The organism is Brevibacillus fluminis, assembly GCF_052072235.1.
GTDB classification, from domain to species: domain Bacteria; phylum Bacillota; class Bacilli; order Brevibacillales; family Brevibacillaceae; genus Brevibacillus_D; species Brevibacillus_D fluminis_A.
In genome coordinates, this window is sequence record NZ_CM125436.1 from 5,333,587 (window position 1) to 5,355,224 (window position 21,638).

Below are 21,638 nucleotides of genomic sequence, written 5' to 3' on the forward strand. Positions count from 1 at the left end.
CCGTCTATGTCAAAGCTTCGCGGATTTTCGCTCCCCCTTTCTCCTGAAGGAAAAGCCAATTTGCTGCCTGCCCCTCCCTGGCACTATTCCGGAGACATGCTGTTGGTGGAATACCGGGCCAACCCGGATGCTGTCATCGCCCTTTTGCCGGATGAGCTGGAGCCTGCCGACGATCCCGGTGCCGTCTCCGTAATTTTCGCCGATTGGCAGTCTTGCACCGATGAAGGCGAGGAATGGCTGGACCCGTATCATGCCCAGTACAAGGAAGCGATGGTCTATGTCGGTGCCAAGTATAAAGGCCAGCCGATCTGCCGCTGCGTCTACATTTGGGTGGACAAAGACTTTGCCATGCTGCGCGGCTGGGTGCAAGGATTCCCCAAAAAGCACGGCGATGTCTGGATGACACGGCCCGTGACCGTCGGGAAAGCCGGCCCCCGCATCGCACCGGGCGGAAAGCTGGGCGCTACGCTCTCGGTCGGCGGCAGAAGGCTGATTGAAGCACAGGTACAGCTGATCGGGCTCGCCGAAAAAGGCCCGCAGGTCAACAATCCGCCGCAATACAACAGCCGCCATTTCCCGCGCTGGGACAGCCTGGAGCCTGCGCTCTACGAAATGGTCACCGTCAAAGGTGTGGACAAGGAATGTAGCCCGATTTGGGAGGGAACAGCGAGCATCAACGTTTTCGATTCGCCTTTTGAAGAATTGAAAGCGCTGGAGCCGATCGAGATGCTCGGCGGCTACTATCATTCCTTCGGCTATACCATGATCGGCGGCGAGGTCGTCGAACAGCACAAACGATAACGCACAGTAAGGGAGGAATCGTCATGCTACTCGTCCGTGTACAACGCGGGGAGCAGATCGTCAAAGGCTACCTCGATGGCGAACAGCTCATTTTGGATAATGGTGAAATCATCAACGCTGCCGATGCGCAGTTCCTGGCTCCGGCAGAACCGACCAAAATCATCGCGATGCACCTGAATTTTCCCAGCCGGATCGAAGCGTTCGGCATCAAAGACCCGCGTTGGCCGTCTTATTTCATGAAACCGCCTTCTTCACTCGCCGGCCACCGGGCCCAGGTCGCACGGCCGCGAAATACGCAATATTTGAACTATGAAGGTGAAATCGCGCTGGTGATCGGCAAAAAAGCCAAAAACGTTTCGCGCGAAGCAGCCTGGGACTATATCGCCGGCTACAGCCCGGTCATCGACTACGGCCTGCACGATTTCCGCACATCCGATGCCGGCTCCATGCTGCGTGTCAAAGGGCAGGATGGCTTTTGCCCGATCGGCCCTGCGCTGATTCCCGCCCATCAGGTGGACCCGCACACCCTCGTGCTGCGCACCTATGTGAACGGCAAAGTCGTCCAGGAAGACCATACCCGCACGCTGAAATTTCCGTTCGACTATATCGTCGCCGACCTATCCCGCCTGATCACGCTGGAACCCGGCGATATCATTCTGACCGGCACGCCAGCCAATTCCCGTCCGGTCCAGCCCGGCGATGTCGTCGAGGTCGAAATCGAAGGCTATCCCCGCCTGACGACGACCATCGTCGAAAGCGAGGTTGATTTCGCCGATTTCGGTGCCCAGCCCGAGGATTCGGACAACGCCCGCAACACCGCTTTTGAAATCGAGTAACCAAACAGCCAAAAGGTCTGCCAGTCGATTGCACTTGGCAGACCTTTTGGCTGTTTTGGCAGGCATCTTCAGGCTGAATTCCGCCCCGCGCGGTTCTCCTGCACACTCCCGCGAAGTTCATCGCTGCGCGCGCCCGGTCGCTTTTCGGCTGTCCGGTAAAAAAAAGCCAGAGAAGCTGCGATCAGGACAGCGGCAAGCAAAAACGCGCACGCGTAGCCCCAATAGTGCCCGTAGCTGGCCACAAGCTGCATGGTTGGAGCCGCATGCAAAAAAAGAAATACTATTGCCCTGTCGAGGTCACCGTCGACGCGATGGGGGGAAAGTGGAAATCCCGCCTCATGTGGCATCTCGGCCACAAGCCATACCGTTATGGCGAACTCAAACGGCTGATCCCCGAGATCACCGGCAAGATGCTGGCACAAGCGCTTCGCGAGCTGGAAGCCGACGGTCTGATCAAGCGAACCGAACAGAGCGGAAAAATCGTCACGGTCGAATACAGCTTGACCTCGTACGGCTCCAGCCTTACCCCGATTCTGCAGCTTATGAGCGAATGGGGTCGTGCGCATTTGCGGCAGCTTCAGGAAGATGCCCAAGCGCAAGCGGGTACTACCCCTTCGTGACACGCTTCCCTCACATGCAGCCTAAAAAAAAACACCCGCACCCGGGTGTTTTTGTCATTACGAATACAAGTGGCAAGACACGAAATGCTGCGGCGCGGCCTCCTGCTTCACGGGGGCCTCGCGCTTGCAGCGGTCCATTACAAACGGGCATCTCGTATGAAAAATACACCCGGATGGCGGGTTCATCGGCGAAAGGATCTCCCCCCGCAGCATGATCCGCTCCCGTTTTTGCAGCGGATTGGGCAGCGGCACGGCTGGTTGCGATGCCTGCTGGTGATCGGGGTGAACGGCATCGTTCATCCCGGTCACCCGTCATCCGAATCGTCTTGCGGTGTATGGTATTCGCCTCGGGCAGACCTACTCCTGTCGGTCGCGGATCACGTTTGCGGCATGGTCAACACGATCTTGCCGAATTGCGAGGCCTGCCTCATGCTCGCGAACGCATCCGCAAACTCCTCCAGCGGGCGGATTTCCGACACGATCGGCACGATCTTTTTCTCATGCACGAAACGCAGCACCGCCTCAAACTCACCATGCGTATGCATCGCCGATCCGATCAGCGCGAGCTGCCTGAACATAAGCTGGTCCACATCAAAGGACTCCACCGGTTTGCCGATATAGGAGAATTGCACGATTCTGCCTTTTTTCGCAGCTGCTTGGATGCTGTTGGACAATACGTCGCCAGTGCTCGCCACAATCACGTCCGCGCCTTTGCCGCCCGTAAGCTCCTTGGTGCGGGCAGCAACATCCTCTTCTTTATAATGAATCCCCGCATACGCCCCCATGTTGATGGCTTTTTGCAATTTGTCCGCCGAGCCTGACGTAACGATGACCCTCGCTCCCATGCCCACGGCAATTTGCAAGCAAGCCAGCGCAACGCCCCCGCCAATCCCCTGGATGAGCACGGTATCGCCTGGCGTCAAGCGCGCCTGCGTGATGAGGGCACGCCACGCTGTGCCAAATGCCATCGGCAGTGCCGCAGCTTGGGTCATGGTGAGATGATCCGGCTTGGGTACCACATTGCGCGCCGGAACTTTGATGTATTCCGCAAACGTGCCGCCCCAGATCCGTCCGCCCAAAAGACTCTCGTTCTCACAAAGCGAATGCTCCCCCGCCAAACAAGCAGGGCACGTTAGACATGCAACCATCGCGTTGAGAATCACCTCATCCCCTGGGCTCCATCCGGTCACGCCTTCTCCTATTTTCTCCACCACGCCGGCCCCGTCCGATCCATAAACGAAGGAAACCTTGTTCTTCGGATTGGTGATATTGATGTCCCGGTGATTGAGCGCGGCAGCATGAAGACGAATCAATACTTCCCCTGCGTCCGGCTGCGGTTTTTCCCACTCATGGAAAAGGGCTGGCGCTACCTGGTTCACATCGAATGCCACTGCTTTCATGCGATCATCTCCCATTGTCATACGGTTAAAAACAAACTCTGTTATCATTCGGTACACACCGAACGTTTTAATAATTCAAATCATAACCGAACAAAAAGAGTTTGTCATCCATATTTTTGCAGTTTCTTTTTCGCCATTCTCTTTGCCCGCACGCTCTCCCTCAACCAACCAGGTACAATTTTGTGCCCCACTGCTTTATAATTAAAAAACAATTTCATTCGGTAGGGAGCGAATAGAATGGCATATTCTGTTGAGATAGGATTTGCGCCCGCAAACGAGCTGTTCATCAGCTTGTACGCTTTTTTATGCAAAAAAATCCAAAAGCGGCTGGACCTTGGAACGGAGTGGGTAACAGTGACGAAAGCGCAGCTCCCTGTGGATTTTGCCGCCCGGCTGGAGCAGGTCGCTCTGCATACCTTTTGGCATCCGCTTTCCATCCTGATCCTCCAGTCTCCACACAAGCAGACGACTGCTGACTTTCTCGACTGGTTTGCGGATTTGTCCGTCGGTGAGATGTATGAGCGGCTTGTCCCGTATGTCAGCACGTTTTCCGTCAATTTACACCTGATCCGGGAGCAGATGCTCGAATTGCTCGCCCAATGGGATGAATGCTATTTCCGCCATCTCGACCCGCGGATCATGGAAAACCTCCAGAACAACCAGCAAAAATGGGCAAAGATTCGCTATGATGATGCTGTCGCGTTCAGCGGCGAGGTGACCAACGGATGTCGCTTCGAGCCAAAGGAAGGACTGCAGCAACTGTTCCTGATCCCTCAGCATCACTATAGCCCGTTCAATCTCATCCATCACTTCGGCGCAAGCACAATCTGCATGTACGCCGTCGATGCCCTTCCGCTCGCCGAGGACGAACCGCCCATGCAGATCGCGCGCTTCACTCGCTGCATCGCCGACCGAAGCAGAATGAAGATCATGCGCTATTTGAAAGAGCAGCCGCGAACGTTGAATGAGATCACCGCCTATACCGGTTTGGCGAAAAGCACCGTGCATGACCACGTCACCACGCTTCGTTCCGCCGGGCTTGTAATGAACCATACGGTCGGGGAGACTGCGGCCTTCTACAGCTTGCGGCCGCACGCCTTTCGCATGCTGAGCGGGCAAGTGGAGCAGTTTCTCGGCCTGTAATAAGCCTCCAGCAAAAAAAAGCAAGGCAGCTCGTGGCTCCATCCCACAATCCGCCTTGCTTTTTGCTTCTACTCAATGGATCACAGCTTTTCCCGTAATTGCATCGATGTTGATGTAACGGTATTAGCCAGCAAACTTGCCGCCTCTTCTTTCGTTTTGACCATGACCGGCTGATTGGCTTTGCCAGCATTGAGCGTGATCGGCTCATGCGTGCCTCGGCGGTCGTAATCCATTCCGTTGTTGCCGGTGCCATAGTGAATTTTGCCGGTTACGGCATCGATGTACCAATAGAGGGAACGGCTAACCCCTATTTGCAAGTGAGCAACTGTGGGCGTGTAGTCAAGCATCGGCCGTACTTCCGGCTTCCCGCCTGCCTGCGGATAGCGCTTGATGACCGCTTGCTCGATGTAGCGCAGCTTCATGTTTTTCGCCAATACGCCTTCCGCGCTCTGTCTGGAAACCGCGCTGGACGGGTCCGGCAGCAAAGCGGGATCATGTGCAACGTCGCTGCGGCTGTACTGACGAATGCGCCCGCTTCGATCTACAGCCACATACAGATTATCTTCCAGCACGGGGATGTCGTTGTAATAGCGCATGTAGGTGGGAATAGCGGCATTCCCAGTTTCCCGATACTGGTTCCGCTCTTTGCCGAGCATGCTTTGCAGGAATTGGTCTGCTTTCTCGACGGCTGCCGTTTTTGGCGCCCATGCGACAGGTTCCTCCCGGCCGCCTGCGCTCTCCACCGCGTAATCGGTCACTGCATCGCCTTGCCCCGTCATGCTGATCAGTGCCTGATTCCCTTCCTTGTCTGCATTCGTCAGGAGGAACGAATAGCCTGACGAATGAAACCCCTTGTTGGATAGCACGGCATCTGGATTCAATTCGGGCAGCGCCTCTTTCAGCCTGGTAAAAGTCGCTTGCTCGGCTGCATTCACTTTGCCGTACGAAACGACTTTGCCGGCGCCATCGACCCAAATCACCACATCGGAAAAAGGTACGGCCTCCCCATTTTTCATCTGTTTGTACATGACTGCGATCGCCGGCACATCCAAATCGAGGTAACCGCTGCGCGGCCGGGCGATCTCCCCTGCGGCCACCTGCTTGTACTGTGCGCTTCTTTCGCCGAGCATCGCCTGCAGGAACTGCTCCGCCTTCTCCTTCGCCACGTGTGCGGGCGGCTGCTTCTGCGCTCCATCTCCCGTCGACCACTTGAACACCTCAAGTTGACCCGTCTGCTTGTTGACGGCAATGTTCGCGTACACACCATCTTTTTCCCGCAAAAATGACGTAATCATCCCAGCCGTGCTTCCCGTCATCTCCAGCTTGTAGCCGCTAAGCTCGGGAATCGCCTTTTGTAGCGGCTGCAAAGCTGTTTGCATGATCGCCTTGCTCTTTTGGTCCGATAGCGCAGCCGCCGATTGCTTGACTTGATTCTGGAGCTTGGATGGATCGGGATTCCAAACCGCAAGCGCAGTCGCCAGACAAGCGACCGCCGTCGCTGCCGCGCACAGCTTCCGGTAGCCGCCCCTTCTTCCTTTACCAGCCCGATCGCGGATTTTTTGCGCCAATTCTGGCGTGAACTGCACTTCTTGCGCCACAGATGTGCACGCACATCCCGCTTTCCGGCACAACCGAAACGCGATCGAAAAAGCCTGTGCTGTTTACAGAGGCTCTGATCGTCGGCTTGCCTTTTTTCATGAATGTGTACATATAAAAGTCGCTGGCTTCCTCTCATTTGATCCACCAAACCGACTTTCATGACACCGCTGTGCCGGAAAGTTGGAAAAAAGGAGGTTCCTCCCTTGTTGGCGATGTAGCGGTCACCGGCATACACCGGCTCGAATTGACTGTCATGACGCATAATGAGGCGGGAAGTACGCTGTACAAAAAAGCGGGATTCGCAATCGAGGGAACCAAGCGCCATTCACTATTGGTGGACGGGCAATTTATCGATGAATACCATATGGCAAAACTGTTCTAGCGAGAATAAAATCCCCCTCACTCGACCCGCCCCCCTCTTCTTGCAAAAGAGAGAGTCAGATCAGCCCGGGGGATTTCAAGATTTTTGGCAAACCTCTGGCTACATCGCGATTCCGCCGCTTACCTGTTCCTGCTCTTTTTTCTCCAGCTTGGTGAACAATCCGGAAAACAGCACGATCGCGATGACCCCGGACAGGAAAAACAGACCGCTCATCACATAGGAGGACACAAAGGAACCGAGTGTGACGGATAGGGATGCCATGATCATCTTCAGCTTGAACGATGTGCCGAGAACCGCCATGTACGTGCTGCGCTTATCATCCGGTATCAGCTTCGGCGTCGTGCTCTGCATCACCGGCACCCAAATCAGCTCGCCGATTGTCGCTACTGCGGTGAACAGAATCAGCAGCCACGGCTGGTTCGTGAACGAAACGATCGAATACCCGGCGGCATAGAGCAAAATTCCGGCCACCAGCGCGAATCGCTGCGAAAGCATCTTGATCACATGGACGGCAACCAGCCCCAGCAAAACGACGATGAACGTATTGGTAGCCGTGAGCAGCCCGTACATTCTCACCCCGTCCGCCTGCAGGCTGAAGCCAGCGAATGAAAACAACTGCTGCGGGTGAAACTCCTGAATCAGCCGCACGCTCGTATACTGCCCGGCCATGTTCTCAATCGCTCCGTTTAAGAGACCTGCCAGCAAAAACAGCATGAACAGCTTGTCGGTAACCACCGATTTGTAAGCGGAAATGATAGATAATAGCGGATTTTTTTCAGACTGCTCCCGCTTTTCGGGAACATACGTCTCCTGGATAAAAAAGTAGATGAGAGCAAGCGAAAGCAAGGAAGCACAGGTAGCGCCCAAAAAGATTTCGAACCGATGCGTCTGGAAAAAGAACCCGCCAACCAAGCTGCCGACCAGCACAGAAACGTTCCATGCCCAGTAGCCAAACCCGTAAATCAACGGACGGTTCGCTTCCGTGGAACAGTCGATCAGCATCGCCTCTTGCGCCGGAGACGACAGCCCCCAGAAGATGCTGAGCAGCATCGCCATCGCAAACGTGACCCACGTGGAATCAAACCACGGCGAATTGGCAAGGGCGGTAATACCGAACGCGGCAAACCGCAAAAACTCCGAGAACAAAATCACCTTCCGCCGCCCAACCTTGTCAGCCAGCGTCCCTCCATAAAATTCAGCGACGACCCCGACAAGCACATTCACCATCAAAAGGATTCCGGTAAGCGCAGCCCCCATCCGTTGGGCAAAATAAATCGTCATGAACGGATAAATCATATTCCCGAGAATGTTGGCGACAAACATCTCCACAAACCGGATTTTTATATTCGGATGCAAATCCCTGAAGCGCATATATCTGCTCCTTCTCAGTGGTGATAAGAACCAATATATGACAAAAGTAAAATGAATTCAATCAATAAATAAAATTTTAAAAAGTTGGAATGTGCTGCTAGTCCCTTTCATAGAATCATTCGTTTGCCCCTGGAAGAATGTTCGCTTGTTGACAGCGCTTTCTTCCCTCACTAACATAGAATCGTATGGACCCATTCAGCCCACCCATTACCATCTGCCGGACTCTGCAAGGAGATGAAGCAAAGGCAGCGAAGGAGAATGCACATGCAAGCCACAACCATCGGTTTTTCCAAAAAATCGCTGCGCACCTTTGCGTCAGCCCTGCAAGACAACAACGTCGGACGCCTGATCGACGTACGTTTGCATAACACCTCCCAATTGGCCGGCTTCACCAAGAAGGACGACCTCGAATACATCCTGGAACTGCTGAATATCGAATACCGCCACGAGCTGTCGCTAGCGCCAACGGAAAGCTTGATGAAAGCCGTGAAGCAAAAAGAGATTGCGTGGAGCGAGTTTGAGAAGACGTTCCTCGGTCTGCTGCAGGAGCGAAAAGTCGAGACGCACATGCACGAATGGCTGGGCGACAAGGTCCCTTGCTTTTTATGCAGCGAAGAAAAACCGCACCATTGCCACCGCAAGCTGGTTGTGGAGTATTTGCGTGAGTTCGACCCGCGGATTGAGATTGTCCATTTATAAACGAAGGTTTGTTCAAGATCATTTGAAACACGAGCAACTGCCACTTCCCGTGCAGTTGCTTTTGTTTGTTTTGGACGTAGCCTGCCGCTCTCTTCCATTCAAAAAAATTAGCAGGCAGCAGCCCTTGTGCATCTGTACATTTTCTCTTATGCAGCCCGTTGTCCAACACCCCCCTGCGTATTCTCGCATTACTAATCGAAGACAACCATGCAAAGGAGTGAGGCCAAACACCACACAGATCGCGAGCGGCGCCGGCAAAAGCAGCGCAGCCGGAAACAACGCAGCCATCGAAGCGTCACATACCGTGCAGCAACAGAGTGTCGGAGCGCAAGGAAAAGCAAGAAACGTCGGATTGAACGGAAAACAGTCGCAACCCCGGACAAAATCTGCCCAATCATTGTGATTCGATCGAACATACAATGGTCAAAGATCATGTAAAAGGAGTGATATTCAATGGCATTTGGACCACCTTTTGGACCACCTCCAGGTCGACCGCCAGGATCACAACAGGTGCCGCCCCCGACATCTCCTCCCCCAACCTTCATCCCCATGCAACCTGCTCCCTTTCGAATTGATCCTGGAGCGATTTCGGGTTGTCTGTTTCGTTTTACCTATCTTTGGCTCGTAGATGGGGATCAATTCTGGTTTTTCCCTGTATTCGTAGGCGCCAGGTCCGTTGCAGGGTTTAGATGGACGGGAAGGTCGTGGAGATATACCGGATTTGATCTAAGGCTGATTCTTTCATTTACATGCTTTTAAGCCACTGCTCCATTTCCTTCCCCAACGATTCGATACACCGGATAGGCATACCTTGACCAAGGATTCACCCGATCAACTAACCGACTGTTCCGCAAGTGATCGCGAGCAGTCGGTTAGAGGTTTTCTGCCTATCTTCTGAAAAAACCCCCAGAATATTGAGCGTTCAAGGCATGGAATCCGTGCTGTACCGGGCCAAAGAGGCAAAATCCGGACGGGCAACCCGATCCATCAAATAAGCTGAACGTCTCGCCCCTGGCTTTCTTAGCGTATTCAGATTATCGATCATGTCTGCGGCTCCCATAATCCCGATTCCATGGCCATAAAAGAAACCGTTCCCCACATACACAACGTTTTCTCCCATCCATTCGGGGGTTTCAGGATTATAATCAGGATTGTCGAAATACAATACATCTCCTGGCAGGATTACTGTTTTCGATAAATCCTGTGTGGTTAATCCCAGTCCCTCATCAAATTGACCGTCAAAAAGCAAAATCGCAGGAAATAACCGGTTGAACGATCGTGCACCAATCGATTGCAGCACCGCTCGATAATAAACAATAATAATTGCGGTTGAACACTCGAAAGCATATTCGGAACCATTCATAAAAATATCGAGAATGGCGTCGGAAGGCTTCACTCCATACCGGAGTTGAAAACCTCCAAAATCGGTCAGATGCCAATATGCCGGATTCGCTCGCGATCTTGAAAAGGAGGCAAACGAAGCACCGCTATCATTAAGCGCTTTGGCCGTTTCGACGATGTCGTTTCTTAGCTTTAATTCAAACTTCAGTTGATCCAGAGAATCGTATGAGAACACGTGTTGGCTCGCTGACATCCGTTCTACGATTTCCAGCTGTGTCTGGTTCAAACGCAGTTGATTCCGAATGGTTTCGCCATTGATCAATGATTGACCGATTTTTATCATACCCGTCATTCCTCCGCCGTTCATAATGCTTATGTATATGCGGAGGGGCATGAACCCGTTTCTTACAGTACATATGTGTGAGTACCAGTGCTTCCTTTCAAAAAAGAAAGAGGAGCTAAACTCGCTAGCTCCTCGCAAACTTGGCCAAGTCATTGATCCCAAGAACCACGCTCAACCGGACGTTTGCTTTTTCAACTTGCTGATTAGTACCATCAAGAGAAGTACAGCAGCAATTGCCATGAAAAGATACGTCATCCAGGTAAAAGCACCTTGATCACTACCTTCCTCACTCCCCTTCTCCATCACGGAGAAGGACAAGTTTTTCGATGGGACTCCATTGAATTTCAGCTCCCACACATCCCACGATTTCAGGTCGGATTGAACCTGCTGCGGCAGCGGAGGATGAAACTCGCCGGCGCTCCCACTCTTTTTCAAGGGGAGCGTAGCCGCAAAAGATGTATCTTTTGGCGCAATGACACGCAGTTGCAACATATCCAGTTGACGCCAGGAAGCTGCCGGCAGAAGGAGGTACTGATACGCCATTACGGTTTGCTTTTCATTCTTCTGTTGAATCCCGGCACTCTGAATATAATGAATGGTTCCGGTTATCTCTTGCTTGGCAGCTATGGTGAGCGGCAGTACCATCACTTTTTCGATTGTGTGCAAGTCGGCCGCTTTTTCCTCTACTTGCCCCGTAATCGGGTCCACTGCCAGCCATTTATCTGCCCCGTATTTCACCAGGTTCTCCCGATACTTGGCTTGATCGGTGATCTCCGTGAATCGTTTCAAGGTAATCGGCTTTCCATCGGTAAGCACCTGAAACTCTTTAATTGCATCAAAATTTTGATAGGGAAAGGTAACGGGAAGCGTAATCTTCTCATTCGAGGGATTATGGATGACATACTGAATATCGACGGTGGCTTTGCTCAAATCCGCTTGGGAAATCCACATTTGAACCTGATTTTCCTTTAACTCGGCAACGCTTTTCATGACGGGAATCAGCGTGGATGTGGGTTCCGGAAAAGAGGTTGCTGGATCAGCCGCTTGAGCGGACGGAGCAAGCAAACAAAAAACGAAGAAGAACAGAAATACCTTCTGCAGGAAACGCGATGTACACATAAAAATTCCTCCGAAGATCGCCGTTTTCGTTGCTCATTTCGAAAAATATTTTAATTTTGCCAACATGCTTGGTTTTATGGGAATGTGATTGATGATTGGTTCTGCGACGTCCGTACAAAAAACATCCTTCAGTTGATTCGAAGTACAATCGTTCTGCAGCGCTTTGCCTCTTGCCTCATCAAAAAAGCTGATGCCATAACGCCTGTTGCCTTGGCATACGTTGTTTTGGAGTGTTGGCGCAGCTTTTCCCCCCACCCAGATCCCGTCCTGCCCATTTTGCATGCAATCGTTATATCCGAGAAAAGCGCTTGCCGACAGAAGTACCTCAATGCCATGGTTGGTATTTTCCTGACAGAGATTCCCCTCTACGGGAAGAGTCGCGTGTTTGGAGATGACGATCCCCGTGTGATTTCCTGTACAAATGTTTCGCTGAACGGATGCGTTCGCGCTTGGCTGTGAGAGCGCGATAAAGATGCCCGCCCGCGCATTATCTGTACAAATATTGTTCTCAAGGATCGGGTCCGCCTGGTCTGTCAAAAGGATTCCGTTTTCCAGATTGTGTTCGCATTGATTATCCGTCAGGCTGCCCGTCGATTGATCCGCAAAATGGATTCCGTGCCTGTTTTGGTCGCAAAGATTTTGGATCAATGTGGGACTTGCTTCTCCTTTTATCCAAATCCCGATCGGTGAAAAATCCGCATGCCCGCTGCAGATGTTGTTTTCGATCAGCGGCTGGGCAAAATGATCGACGTAAATACCGGCTTCCCAGGAGTTGATACAGCGGTTTTCGAAAAGGACTGGGGTTGACGAGCCAAGCACTTGGATGGCTTTGGCGTAATAATCAAAAACCGATCGCATGAGCTTGCCGGTTGAGAACCCCTCAAACGCAACGCCAACATATTCGACATCTCCTTCCCCCCGAAACGAACAATCCGAAATGACGACATTCCCTTTCAAAACACGGATGGAGTATAGCAGCTCATCAGGCGAAATGTCTCTCGTGCTTTCCTCGTGGATGATGGTCACGCCCGTGATGCTGCCGCTATATTCATCGCTATCAATCAAAATCGCCGAATAGGAAGAGATCACCAGAAAAGTACGGTCACTTCCCGCTCCTTGCAAGGAAAGCGGCCGTGTCAGCACAATCGACTCTGGCAATTCGTATCTGCCCGGCTCGATGGTAATCACCGCTTCGCGGGGAGCCTCCGAAATGGCTCGCACGATTTCCTCAACCGTCGAACACCGGAAGTCGTTGCGGTTTTCGGGCGGGACAGGCGTATCGTCAATCTTGGTGATCGTATCTGGAAAGTTCGGCAGCGGGTTATCCGAAAGCGGTTCATGCTCGATGTTTTCATGCTGTTCCGCTTCGTTGCCTGCTTCTGCCCAGCGCTCGGCCCAAAGCGCGGCGCCAAAGGAAACAACCAAGTCGCGGTCGGCGTCCTGCTTGACTTTTGTTCCTACGGTTTGTTCCACCATCGTGACGACATAAGGAATGCGCGTACTGCCTCCGACAAGCAAAACCCGATCAATTTCCGCCATCGTCAGCCCGGCATTTCGAACCACCTCTTTGATCTTGTTGCAGGAATTCTGGATGTCTTTGCTGATCAATTTTTCAAAAGCGGCGCGGGTCAATTTGTATTCGATCGGTGCGTTCGTTGCATTGGTTGTGATATAGGCCGTGCCGATCACATCTTCACTTAATTGTATTTTCACGTCCAATGCGGCTTCCTGGATCTTATCTTTGATGAACTGAAGAATTTTTTTGTCATATTCCTGGCCGCCCTGTTTTAATCGGGCGATTTCATCTGACAGCTCTTTGGTTTCCATGATGATGTGCCGTTCAATCTCGTCATCGAAATACTTGCCACCGCAATTCGCAATTCCTTTCGATGGCGTCAGAAGCGAAAATCCTTCCTCCGCTTTTTCGATCAGGGCAACATCAAACGTCCCCCCACCCAGGTCATATACCAAAATTTTTGTCCCAATCTCGATTTTCTCTTTGCTCGCGTAATAAATCGCTGCGGCAGTAGGTTCGTCCAGCAGATCAACCCGGACAAATCCAGCATTGAAAGCCGCTTCCTTCAGCGCGTCGCGGTATTTTTCACTAAAATTGGCAGGATAGGTAATAACGGCATGATCGATTCTTTCCACATCCAGACGTTTCATCGCCTGTTTTTTTACATGCAGGAGAATTTCCTTTGCCAAATCCTTGGGGTGATAAAAGTACCTGCCTTGGATCGAGTACGGAATGTTATCAATCAAGTCGTTTTTAAAATGCTCTTTAAACCGGCTGGGGTCCGACTTTCTTTTGTTGTCAGCCACTTGTCCGACAAGCACCTTATGCTCGTCAACAAATACGCAGGTGGGCATCGAGAATTTGTCGCCTTTCCCGATTCCCGTGCTCAGATCGATCGCCACAGGCTTTCCATTCTCAATGAAGGCTGCACTTGTAAAACACGTGCCAAAATCAATCCCTATTCTCGCCATCGCTTCACCATTCACCCTCCATCGTCGAACCCGGAAGTTTGGAAGCCGCTTACACTGCTTAAGTGAAAGTACATAATTTCATACGAACGGGCTATTACGCGCGCTGCCTGAATCTCATATCGATTGGAGAAGATGTCATCCGTTTTTTTGATCCATCGCATGGACTTCTCGTGAGCGATTCGGGCCAGGCTCAAGATCGACAATCCTTCCTCCACGCCCAATCTGGCTTCACAATGACTTCCATACTCTCCGGTTATCTCAAGCAGCTCTCTGCTTTCTTCCTCGCTCACATGCAAGTGGCCTTGATAAAAGAACTGCAGGACTTCCATCTCTTGAAAGATGTGCTCCCGTGCGACGATTTCATCGCATCGATTGATGATATGATCCATCTTTTGCTTGATATCCTGGTGATTGCGATAGGTGATGGATGCAGACAGACAAAGTGATTTGATCCGGCTTAATGCATATTGAAATTTAATCATGAACGATCGGTTTCCAAAATGCTGCCGAATCTTCTGGCTTAACGCCGGGATTCCGCTCTGCCTGCTCACATGTCTCGCCAGCTCAACCGGTGCGGTGATCCCCTCCCTGACAGCCTGAATGGCCACATAGACTCCGTAAAAGCCTAACGTATCATACAGCCGGGTTCGTTCTTCGGGTGTCACCTGTACATGCGGAAATGCAAAATCACAAAAGAAGTGAACACCTTTAAACATCCTGCCCAAGGTGGCCTCGTCAAGCCGGGACAGCCTGTACAGCACCTCCATGTGTTCCTCAGTCAAGCTGCGGCAGTTTTCCGCCATCTTGGCGCTAATCGGCACAATCTCATAAAGCAGGCTGCGGATCTCCTCATGGTTTGTGTATCGATCGGCAATTTTCTTTCCTTCCTGCATGGGGGCCGGAACCTGTTTCCCCCAGTACATATCCACTTTGGTCAAAACTCCGATGGCATTGATCGGCGAGGCATGGGAGAACAGCGGATTGCGGAACATCTCCAGCATCTTGTTTTCATCGTCAGATATTCCCCGCTGAAAAGCGTAGATGATGGCATCCGCCTTCGACCCTTCCGACGTCGTTCGGTCCGCTAATTCATTCACCGGCAGCCCGATGAATTCACGGGTATTTTCCGCATCGTCCTGATGAGTCGATTTCAGCCCGGGTGTATCAATGAACTCGATCTGTTTCAAAATCGGACTGGGGTATTTATAAATGACATACTCGACGTTTTTTATCTCGGGATTGGCGTGGTTATGTGTCGTCCATTCATTCAACAGGGAAACATCTTCTTTGATCATCCTGCTGTCCTTTAGACAAATCATCAATTCCGGCCTCTCACCGTACTTGTACCAGGTCACATTGAAAGTGGTCTCGTTTTCGCCTGTTTTCAGAAGCTTCTCACCCATCAACGCGTTCAGCAGGGTCGTTTTTCCCGCTTTGATCACGCCTACGACAGCGACGCGCAACGGCTCTTTTAACCTGGCCTTAACTGCCTGCAATTCTTCCTGAATCGACTGCAGCTCCTTGTAATTCGAAAGGATGTTGATGACGTCGGTTACCAGCAAATCAGCGGTATGAATGATTGTCATGACGATTTTTGCACTTCCTTTAGAACCGCAATCAGCTCTTTATCGATCTCCGCAATCACTTTCCCTTTGTTTTCCATTTCCGTTTTCATTTTGGCAAATTCCACCGAATTCAGATTCAGCCGAATCTCCAGTTCCTTACTGCGCTGATCGCATTCCTCGATTTTGGATTTGAGTTTTTTTTCAATGGTCTCCCTGATTTCCTTCTGAATTTTATAGAGCGTTTTATCCAGCCGCATGTTTAACGTGGTACGCGCCTCTCGAATGATCTCTTTGCATTCGTTGAGCAGTTCCACCGTTTTCACTTTATCCCGGGATAAAAACACAATCGCTCCGCCGACGGCCAGTGCGACCATGCCAATCCCGCTCGCAACCGCACCACCCAAAACAGTGGAAATAAGCCCTCCTGAGATCGACCCAAGCGAGGAGAACGTAATGATGCCTGAAAAATGCCTGACATAGCTCATCGTTTTGTCGATGGCAGACTTACGCTCAAATTGCCCGACCGCGACGGCATCCACATCGATCTGTTCAAACAGGCCGTCCTCCTCCTGGACCATGCTGTCGATCGCGTATTCCGTTTGCAGATAGCGAAACATCTCCGCAACAAAGCCATCGACCAGATGATCAATTTCTGTAGAAATGATAAACAGTTCATTGTTGAGGTATTGATTCACCCCGTTGGTGTCTTTGTAAAAGTTTTTATCTTTCATTTTTGCTTCAATTTTTTTGCTCAACTGCTTCATCCGATCTTCAAGCAGCTCTTTCGCGCCAAACCTTAACTCCGTATGCGCCTCGGACAGTTTGTTGACCCAAGCCGTGCGCTGTAGTTTTCCCTTTCTGGCTTTTTCCTCCTGGATCTGTGCCAATATCGCTTCTTTCGGGTTCAAATCATGTAACGACTTTTGATCTTGAAAAAATGGTTTTTGAAAATTCTCCTGAAGAATTTTCCGCGTTTCCATGATTGGCCCTGCGACTTTTTGGCTTGCCACCTTGCTTTGCAGCTCCTGAAAGAGAAGCTGTTCAAGGTATTCAAAGTTGCTGAAGCTGAGGCTATCGATGTCCTGATTCTCCACGTAATCCCATTTGTAGTGGGAGGAAACCGGGATAAAGGTCGTGCTCTCCGCTAATTCGGGAAGGAGCTGGCGGAGTTTTTTTTGATTTTCTTGCACGATCTCCTTCCATCCGCGAATGAGATCAATTTTCGTCATCACAAAATACAGATGTTTGCTGATGCGGTAGGCGGTTTCGATAATCTCCAATTCCGAGGTGGTAAATGGTGAGGTTGCATCGCTGACAAACAGGATAATATCGGCTTTTGCCAAATATTTCAGGGTGATTTCGGAATGGGATTTGTTCAAAGCACCGAGCCCGGGGGTGTCCACGATGATCATCTCTGTGTCCTGCAGCTGCTTGTTATTCGTCATGATGTCAACCAGTTGAACCTGTTTGACATTGTCCTGGTTTTCTTGCTCCGTTACATAACGGGAAACCTCCTCTTTCTTTATCGTTTTCGTTTCCTGATTGGTGAAGTACACGGTTGCGTCATTGGTGGCGCCGTACTGGATTTGTGACACAATGCTGGTGGTAATATCCGTATTGACTGGACAGATTTCCTCGCCAAGCAGCGCATTGATGAAGCTGGATTTCCCCCGTTTGAATTCTCCAAGAATGACGGTGACCGTTTTGATTCCGGCAGAACCAAGAGAGTGAATGTACCGTTGAAGCTCCTCCACCTCCGTCACGGCCTGCGTTTTTCCTTCCTTCACGGCTAATTTGTTTATTTTCTCTAATACGGCATGACAAGTGGATAAAATGTCACTGCTGTTTTTCATGGAAACCTCCTGACCTCTGGCTCAATCTAAAAATCGAGTGGGAGTTTCCTTCTCCTTTCGCTGATCCATGAAAGGCGCACTCCACACTCGATTTCTTTCATTAGTTGGTCGGAATCTTTAACTCTTCGCCTGCGATGATCAGATCAGGATTCTCAATGTCATTTAGTTCAACCAATTCTTCTATACTCGTATTGAAGCGTATCGCCAAATCCCAAAGTGTATCGCCTGGCTGGATGGTATACGACTCATATTGAACGTCAACGGCTGTTGATTGCACGTCTTCCGTCGGTGTGGAAATCAGACTGATAAAGTCAAAGGCAGTACCATCAGGCGCCGGACCTGTCACCAGCATGGAATAGCCGGAGTCAGCCCACGCCTCTTCCAATAATCCCAATGGCAGCGTCCATGCCTGCCCATCCGGTTGTCCTGGATCATTTACGATGGCGATCGGATTATTCGGGTCAGACGTATCGATGCCAATGAGCTGGATGGCATGATCCGCCTGATTTTCCATGAGGCCACCGCCTTCCATGGGATACCAGATTTCATCAGAATCTACGGCCAAGACGATCTTGTTGCCATTTTCCAAATTCTCGATCAACGTATCAATGTTGCCCTGCTCGACATGAGAGGGGATTCCATACAAGTCGAGCAGCTTCGTGGCATCTTCCAGGGTCATACCCGACCAGGTGCCGTCGTTATTGTACGCGATCAATCCATTCGCTTCGGCAACCGCGACAAACTCAGCCTCCGGAATGTCATAGCCGACAAACTGATCCGCAATACCGATGAGTGAATACGGCACGCATAACCCGTCCGCAGGCTGAGAATGGTATTCCTCAATATCAATGTCGAGTGCCGAGTTGTGTGCTGTATCGTCAAACGCACCCAACGTATCTTGCGCAAGTTCTTCCACCACAGGTTGATGAACCTCGTGTACCTCTTCTGTCACATTTGTGTCATGCGCCAAGTGATCATTTTCACCGTCGCCATCCGTCAGAAACCAATCCATACCAATCCCTCTCTTCCCTATGGTTTTTCATTCACAAGGCAAATAAGCATTCACGCATTTTTCTGCTTCATTTTTGCGAGAATGTGAATGACGATGGATGTAATCACATAGAAACTGCCGCCGAAAAAGATCGTGAGGAAAAATGTAGCGATGATGCCGTAAGAACCGATCCACGTACTTCGCGAAAAGATCGGAACCGCGAAAATAAGCAGAAGGATGAACTGAATGACCGCAGCCGTAACGGCTGCACTCGTGGCGATTGGACCTATCAACCAATGTAACCACCATTTTTTCGTGCGATGAAACTGGATTGCCAGAAAAATGGTTATGACCGCACCAATCAGGGTGATGAGCAGAAGCACGATGCTATCATAAAATTCTCTCGAAGCAATATTCCAAAGCAGCCCTTCCCGCGTCATGATCGAAAACGCCAGATTCACCTTGGGCAGTGAGGGAAAATCACCTTCCCAACGATTTTTCTGATCGGCTCCAGCCATTTGTTCAAAAGGAAGATTTGCGGCGAAAAATACATCTTGAGGGGTGATGATGGTGACATGCAGATGCTGGAACATCTTCCAGGCAGATGCGGGCAGCAAATAGTATTGATACAGCTTCACCGGATTCATGTAGAGGACATTATCCGTTCCAGCCATTTGCTGATAGTGAATGCGCACGTCTTTTTCCTGCAATGCTTCAAACGTCAGCGGAAACACGACCAATTGGACATCGTACGAACCATCATGACCCCAGTCATCGTTGATGTCGCCTGTTACAGGGTCAACCATGATCGTTTTTTCCGCCGCAAATGTTTGTAAAAACCGCTCATACCGCTTCCTGTCCTCGATCCGCACGAGACTTTGCGGCTCCAGGTTCTTCCCGTCGACCGTCACCTGAAACGGATTCGCTGAAGAATGGCCGGAGTACGGAAAGGCGACCTGGGTCGTGATGTTTTTCGACAAAGGGTTGAAAAACGTGTAGTGCACATCCACGTTTGCTTTATAAAAATCATCATCTTCAATGGAAAACGTGAGCTGTTCATCTTTCACGACAATTTCGGTATTCATGATCGGGAATAACGGAGTGTTCAGACTGGGGCTGTAAACCGGAGCACTATTGGCATCCGCATGATCAGGAAAGAGGACAACGAGCGAGAAAAGGAACCCCACCCAGGGTAAGTAACGTTTGAATTTTCCAAACATTTAGGCCGGCATTCCTGCAAGGGTAGTCAGGGTGCTCCAGAGCAGCCAAAGAACGATGACCAGAATCAAGGCCCCCTTACTCGTACCGCCTGCTTGCATCAGCTTCATTTTTCTCATGTCGGGGTTATCCGTACTGAGCATGGTCTGTTGGATTTTTTGTTTCGCATGCTTGTAATAATAGGCGTTTCCGAATAGACCGCCAATAATGGCTCCTGCCAAACCGGTGATTCCGAACGTGATGGAAGAGACGATGCTTTGCACAATAAAAAAGATAAATGCCTGCAGATACATTTTCCGGTAGGCAAACCACATCGGAGCAAAGAAAAAGGCAACCCAATTCCATCCGCTGCGTTTCTCCGGCTGCAAAGACGTCATCCACTTCTGAAGATAATAGGCTTGGTTATTTCCTACAAATACGATGAGATCATCCTGGGAAATCTCTGTTCCCTGCCGGGTCTCTCCATGACTGTGAACCACTGCTGTTACCTGATTTGCCAATTGGGTCCCGCATTTTTCACAATATTTGTCCTGCGGCTGCACGCTTGCTCCACACGTCTGACAGAACTTGCTGTTTGACTTCACCGTTCTCCCCGATGTCTGGCCGCTTGCACTCACCACCTGCAACGGCGAACGGCAAGCTTGGCAAAAATTCGCATGATCCGCATTGGATGTTCCACACTTTGAACATGCCTTCATCCTTGACCTCCTCCATAAAAGATAGTTCTTCGGTCCTGATACTTTATTAATACTCAAAATCGTTGTCCACATTCTTTGCAAAATTGGCTAAACGCCAGATTTTTTGTCCGACATCGGTGACAGGCTTTAACCACACGAGTTTCCGGCATTTTTGTGGTTGAAAGGTACTGCTCAATCATCGTATGCAAAGGGCTGTCTTTTCGGCTGTGCAGAAGAAAATTAGGTTCCAGCCGGTTCGCCAGCATGGTTAGCTGCTGGACGATGATGTCCGCCCGAGCTGGCCTTGCGGATGGATTCGGCTGTGTCATCCAGTGAATCAGATCATCCACTTGCGCAGGAATTGCCGGATTCTTCGCACGCAATCTGCCCACTTCCCCATTCCACTCCTGCGTCGGGTCTTTTCCGGTAAGCAGATGGTGGATGGTCATGCCGAGCGAATAAATGTCCGAGCGCTCATCGCAAAACCCCTTCAACTGTTCCGGTGGCGCATAGCCGATCGTACCGATGATGCCGGAATGCCCCCGTTGATTTTGGGATTTGGATATGCCGAAATCAACAAGCTTCAATTGTCCCTCGGTATCGATGATGATGTTCGCCGGCTTAATATCACGGTGAATGACAACCGGGACTCTGGTATGAATATAGTCCAAAATCAAGGCCAATCTGTACATATATTCCATGGCATGATCGACCTGAAAGGCTTCCCCGTACTTCTCCATATATAACTGCAGCGCTTTTTTCAAGTCCAAACCGTTCACATACTCCATTACTAGATAGTGGCGCTGCTGATCGTGAAAGCGGTCAATGACATATGGAATGCCAGGGTGTCTGAGCAATCCCAGTGTATCCGCCTCCAGGTGGAATCGTTGAATGGCTTCCTGAATGTCACTTTCCCGAGAGGATGGGCACAGCATTTCTTTCATCACACACAATTTTGCCGAGAATCGCAGGTCTTGGACGAGGTAAACAGCCCCCATCCCGCCACGGCCAATCTCATTCAAGAGGAGGTATCGATCTTGCAAAAGAGGAAGCTTGCCTTGGTTTCGTAAAGGACTGCCGCAGTTTTTACAAAATTTCGCTTCATGGTTACAGGGCTTTCCGCAAGTATGACAATACACGAACCTCTCCCCATTCGATTTTGATCATGAATCCCGTTAGAATAACGTATTTCT

Annotated in this window: 20 protein-coding genes and 2 pseudogenes; 7 read left to right on the forward strand and 15 right to left on the reverse strand. The window is 50.8% G+C overall.

Annotation, left to right across the window (positions count from 1 at the left end):
• Positions 1 to 6: 6 nt before the first annotated feature.
• Positions 7 to 801, forward strand: coding sequence for an acetoacetate decarboxylase family protein (locus tag ACTID9_RS26100; RefSeq protein ID WP_441068167.1), 795 nt, complete (start codon positions 7 to 9; stop codon positions 799 to 801).
• A gap of 23 nt (positions 802 to 824) precedes the next feature.
• Positions 825 to 1,637 (forward strand): fumarylacetoacetate hydrolase family protein, encoded by an 813-nt coding sequence (locus ACTID9_RS26105; protein WP_441068169.1) that lies wholly within the window; start codon positions 825 to 827, stop codon positions 1,635 to 1,637.
• 68 nt (positions 1,638 to 1,705) lie between these two features.
• On the opposite strand, the gene ACTID9_RS26110 is transcribed toward ACTID9_RS26105, so the two are convergent.
• Complete coding sequence (locus ACTID9_RS26110; RefSeq protein ID WP_441068171.1) at positions 1,706 to 1,888, reverse strand: hypothetical protein; 183 nt, start codon at positions 1,886 to 1,888, stop codon at positions 1,706 to 1,708.
• Between the two features lie 12 nt (positions 1,889 to 1,900).
• On the opposite strand from ACTID9_RS26110, the gene ACTID9_RS26115 reads away from it, so the two are divergent.
• Positions 1,901 to 2,257 carry a winged helix-turn-helix transcriptional regulator gene (locus ACTID9_RS26115; RefSeq protein ID WP_441068173.1) on the forward strand — a complete coding sequence of 119 codons (357 nt, stop codon included), beginning with the start codon at positions 1,901 to 1,903 and terminating at the stop codon, positions 2,255 to 2,257.
• 57 nt (positions 2,258 to 2,314) lie between these two features.
• Here the strand turns inward: ACTID9_RS26115 and ACTID9_RS26120 are convergent, their stop codons facing one another.
• Complete coding sequence (locus ACTID9_RS26120) at positions 2,315 to 2,557, reverse strand: oligopeptide/dipeptide ABC transporter ATP-binding protein (RefSeq protein ID WP_441068175.1); 243 nt, start codon at positions 2,555 to 2,557, stop codon at positions 2,315 to 2,317.
• Positions 2,558 to 2,634: 77 nt separating this feature from the next.
• Complete coding sequence (locus tag ACTID9_RS26125) at positions 2,635 to 3,657, reverse strand: alcohol dehydrogenase catalytic domain-containing protein (protein WP_441068177.1); 1,023 nt, start codon at positions 3,655 to 3,657, stop codon at positions 2,635 to 2,637.
• 237 nt (positions 3,658 to 3,894) lie between these two features.
• Here ACTID9_RS26125 and ACTID9_RS26130 point away from each other — a divergent pair, with 237 nt between their 5' ends.
• A complete protein-coding gene (locus tag ACTID9_RS26130) occupies positions 3,895 to 4,800 on the forward strand; it encodes an ArsR/SmtB family transcription factor (protein ID WP_441068179.1) in 906 nt (301 codons plus the stop codon).
• Positions 4,801 to 4,880: 80 nt separating this feature from the next.
• On the opposite strand, the gene ACTID9_RS26135 is transcribed toward ACTID9_RS26130, so the two are convergent.
• Positions 4,881 to 6,398, reverse strand: a complete 1,518-nt coding sequence (locus ACTID9_RS26135) for a YcdB/YcdC domain-containing protein (RefSeq protein ID WP_441068181.1) — start codon at positions 6,396 to 6,398, stop codon at positions 4,881 to 4,883.
• A gap of 230 nt (positions 6,399 to 6,628) precedes the next feature.
• Between ACTID9_RS26135 and ACTID9_RS26140 the strand changes: the two are divergent.
• Positions 6,629 to 6,781, forward strand: a pseudogene (locus ACTID9_RS26140) (GNAT family N-acetyltransferase); the annotation flags it as partial.
• Between the two features lie 99 nt (positions 6,782 to 6,880).
• On the opposite strand, the gene ACTID9_RS26145 reads toward ACTID9_RS26140, so the two are convergent.
• Positions 6,881 to 8,152, reverse strand: coding sequence for an MDR family MFS transporter (locus tag ACTID9_RS26145; protein WP_441068183.1), 1,272 nt, complete (start codon positions 8,150 to 8,152; stop codon positions 6,881 to 6,883).
• Between the two features lie 264 nt (positions 8,153 to 8,416).
• Between ACTID9_RS26145 and ACTID9_RS26150 the strand changes: the two genes are divergently transcribed.
• Both ACTID9_RS26150 and ACTID9_RS26155 read left to right on the forward strand, forming a co-directional pair.
• Complete coding sequence (locus tag ACTID9_RS26150; RefSeq protein ID WP_441068185.1) at positions 8,417 to 8,851, forward strand: DUF488 domain-containing protein; 435 nt, start codon at positions 8,417 to 8,419, stop codon at positions 8,849 to 8,851.
• A 453-nt stretch (positions 8,852 to 9,304) separates the two neighbouring features.
• Positions 9,305 to 9,610: a transporter gene (locus tag ACTID9_RS26155; RefSeq protein ID WP_441068187.1), complete on the forward strand. Its 306-nt coding sequence runs from the start codon at positions 9,305 to 9,307 to the stop codon at positions 9,608 to 9,610.
• Positions 9,611 to 9,773: 163 nt separating this feature from the next.
• On the opposite strand, the gene ACTID9_RS26160 is transcribed toward ACTID9_RS26155, so the two are convergent.
• The 10 genes and pseudogenes from ACTID9_RS26160 to ACTID9_RS26205 all read right to left on the reverse strand — a co-directional run bounded on the left by ACTID9_RS26160 (position 9,774) and on the right by ACTID9_RS26205 (position 21,488).
• Positions 9,774 to 10,535, reverse strand: coding sequence for a protein-glutamine gamma-glutamyltransferase (locus tag ACTID9_RS26160; protein WP_441068189.1), 762 nt, complete (start codon positions 10,533 to 10,535; stop codon positions 9,774 to 9,776).
• 171 nt (positions 10,536 to 10,706) lie between these two features.
• Complete coding sequence (locus ACTID9_RS26165; RefSeq protein WP_441068191.1) at positions 10,707 to 11,654, reverse strand: hypothetical protein; 948 nt, start codon at positions 11,652 to 11,654, stop codon at positions 10,707 to 10,709.
• Between the two features lie 33 nt (positions 11,655 to 11,687).
• Complete coding sequence (locus ACTID9_RS26170) at positions 11,688 to 14,141, reverse strand: Hsp70 family protein (RefSeq protein ID WP_441068193.1); 2,454 nt, start codon at positions 14,139 to 14,141, stop codon at positions 11,688 to 11,690.
• Positions 14,142 to 14,152: 11 nt separating this feature from the next.
• Positions 14,153 to 15,727: a dynamin family protein gene (locus tag ACTID9_RS26175; RefSeq protein ID WP_441068195.1), complete on the reverse strand. Its 1,575-nt coding sequence runs from the start codon at positions 15,725 to 15,727 to the stop codon at positions 14,153 to 14,155.
• The gene (locus ACTID9_RS26180; protein ID WP_441068197.1) at positions 15,724 to 17,559 is read right to left on the reverse strand and encodes a dynamin family protein; all 1,836 of its coding nucleotides are present in this window, start codon (positions 17,557 to 17,559) and stop codon (positions 15,724 to 15,726) included. Before ACTID9_RS26180 ends, ACTID9_RS26175 begins: the two co-directional genes overlap by 4 nt.
• A 100-nt stretch (positions 17,560 to 17,659) precedes the next feature.
• The gene (locus ACTID9_RS26185; protein ID WP_441068199.1) at positions 17,660 to 18,571 is read right to left on the reverse strand and encodes a LysM peptidoglycan-binding domain-containing protein; all 912 of its coding nucleotides are present in this window, start codon (positions 18,569 to 18,571) and stop codon (positions 17,660 to 17,662) included.
• A gap of 50 nt (positions 18,572 to 18,621) precedes the next feature.
• Positions 18,622 to 19,635 carry a hypothetical protein gene (locus tag ACTID9_RS26190; RefSeq protein WP_441068201.1) on the reverse strand — a complete coding sequence of 338 codons (1,014 nt, stop codon included), beginning with the start codon at positions 19,633 to 19,635 and terminating at the stop codon, positions 18,622 to 18,624.
• A gap of 135 nt (positions 19,636 to 19,770) precedes the next feature.
• Positions 19,771 to 20,310 (reverse strand): DUF2628 domain-containing protein, encoded by a 540-nt coding sequence (locus ACTID9_RS26195; RefSeq protein ID WP_441072737.1) that lies wholly within the window; start codon positions 20,308 to 20,310, stop codon positions 19,771 to 19,773.
• A gap of 24 nt (positions 20,311 to 20,334) precedes the next feature.
• Positions 20,335 to 20,538 (reverse strand): annotated as a pseudogene (locus tag ACTID9_RS26200) (hypothetical protein); the annotation flags it as partial.
• The gene (locus ACTID9_RS26205; RefSeq protein WP_441068203.1) at positions 20,520 to 21,488 is read right to left on the reverse strand and encodes a serine/threonine protein kinase; all 969 of its coding nucleotides are present in this window, start codon (positions 21,486 to 21,488) and stop codon (positions 20,520 to 20,522) included. The pseudogene ACTID9_RS26200 and the gene ACTID9_RS26205, both read right to left, overlap by 19 nt.
• Positions 21,489 to 21,638 lie beyond the last annotated feature (150 nt).

Coding starts and splice junctions, on each gene's coding strand:
- ACTID9_RS26190 (WP_441068201.1), bottom strand. CDS start 19,635: ATGAATACCGAAATTGTCGTGAAAGATGAACAGCTCACGTTTTCCATT.
- ACTID9_RS26165 (WP_441068191.1), bottom strand. CDS start 11,654: ATGTGTACATCGCGTTTCCTGCAGAAGGTATTTCTGTTCTTCTTCGTT.
- ACTID9_RS26115 (WP_441068173.1), top strand. CDS start 1,901: ATGCAAAAAAAGAAATACTATTGCCCTGTCGAGGTCACCGTCGACGCG.
- ACTID9_RS26180 (WP_441068197.1), bottom strand. CDS start 17,559: ATGAAAAACAGCAGTGACATTTTATCCACTTGTCATGCCGTATTAGAG.
- ACTID9_RS26155 (WP_441068187.1), top strand. CDS start 9,305: ATGGCATTTGGACCACCTTTTGGACCACCTCCAGGTCGACCGCCAGGA.
- ACTID9_RS26185 (WP_441068199.1), bottom strand. CDS start 18,571: ATGGATTGGTTTCTGACGGATGGCGACGGTGAAAATGATCACTTGGCG.
- ACTID9_RS26110 (WP_441068171.1), bottom strand. CDS start 1,888: ATGCAGCTTGTGGCCAGCTACGGGCACTATTGGGGCTACGCGTGCGCG.
- ACTID9_RS26175 (WP_441068195.1), bottom strand. CDS start 15,727: ATGACAATCATTCATACCGCTGATTTGCTGGTAACCGACGTCATCAAC.
- ACTID9_RS26150 (WP_441068185.1), top strand. CDS start 8,417: ATGCAAGCCACAACCATCGGTTTTTCCAAAAAATCGCTGCGCACCTTT.
- ACTID9_RS26170 (WP_441068193.1), bottom strand. CDS start 14,141: ATGGCGAGAATAGGGATTGATTTTGGCACGTGTTTTACAAGTGCAGCC.
- ACTID9_RS26145 (WP_441068183.1), bottom strand. CDS start 8,152: ATGCGCTTCAGGGATTTGCATCCGAATATAAAAATCCGGTTTGTGGAG.
- ACTID9_RS26160 (WP_441068189.1), bottom strand. CDS start 10,535: ATGATAAAAATCGGTCAATCATTGATCAATGGCGAAACCATTCGGAAT.
- ACTID9_RS26130 (WP_441068179.1), top strand. CDS start 3,895: ATGGCATATTCTGTTGAGATAGGATTTGCGCCCGCAAACGAGCTGTTC.
- ACTID9_RS26105 (WP_441068169.1), top strand. CDS start 825: ATGCTACTCGTCCGTGTACAACGCGGGGAGCAGATCGTCAAAGGCTAC.
- ACTID9_RS26120 (WP_441068175.1), bottom strand. CDS start 2,557: ATGAACGATGCCGTTCACCCCGATCACCAGCAGGCATCGCAACCAGCC.
- ACTID9_RS26100 (WP_441068167.1), top strand. CDS start 7: ATGTCAAAGCTTCGCGGATTTTCGCTCCCCCTTTCTCCTGAAGGAAAA.
- ACTID9_RS26125 (WP_441068177.1), bottom strand. CDS start 3,657: ATGAAAGCAGTGGCATTCGATGTGAACCAGGTAGCGCCAGCCCTTTTC.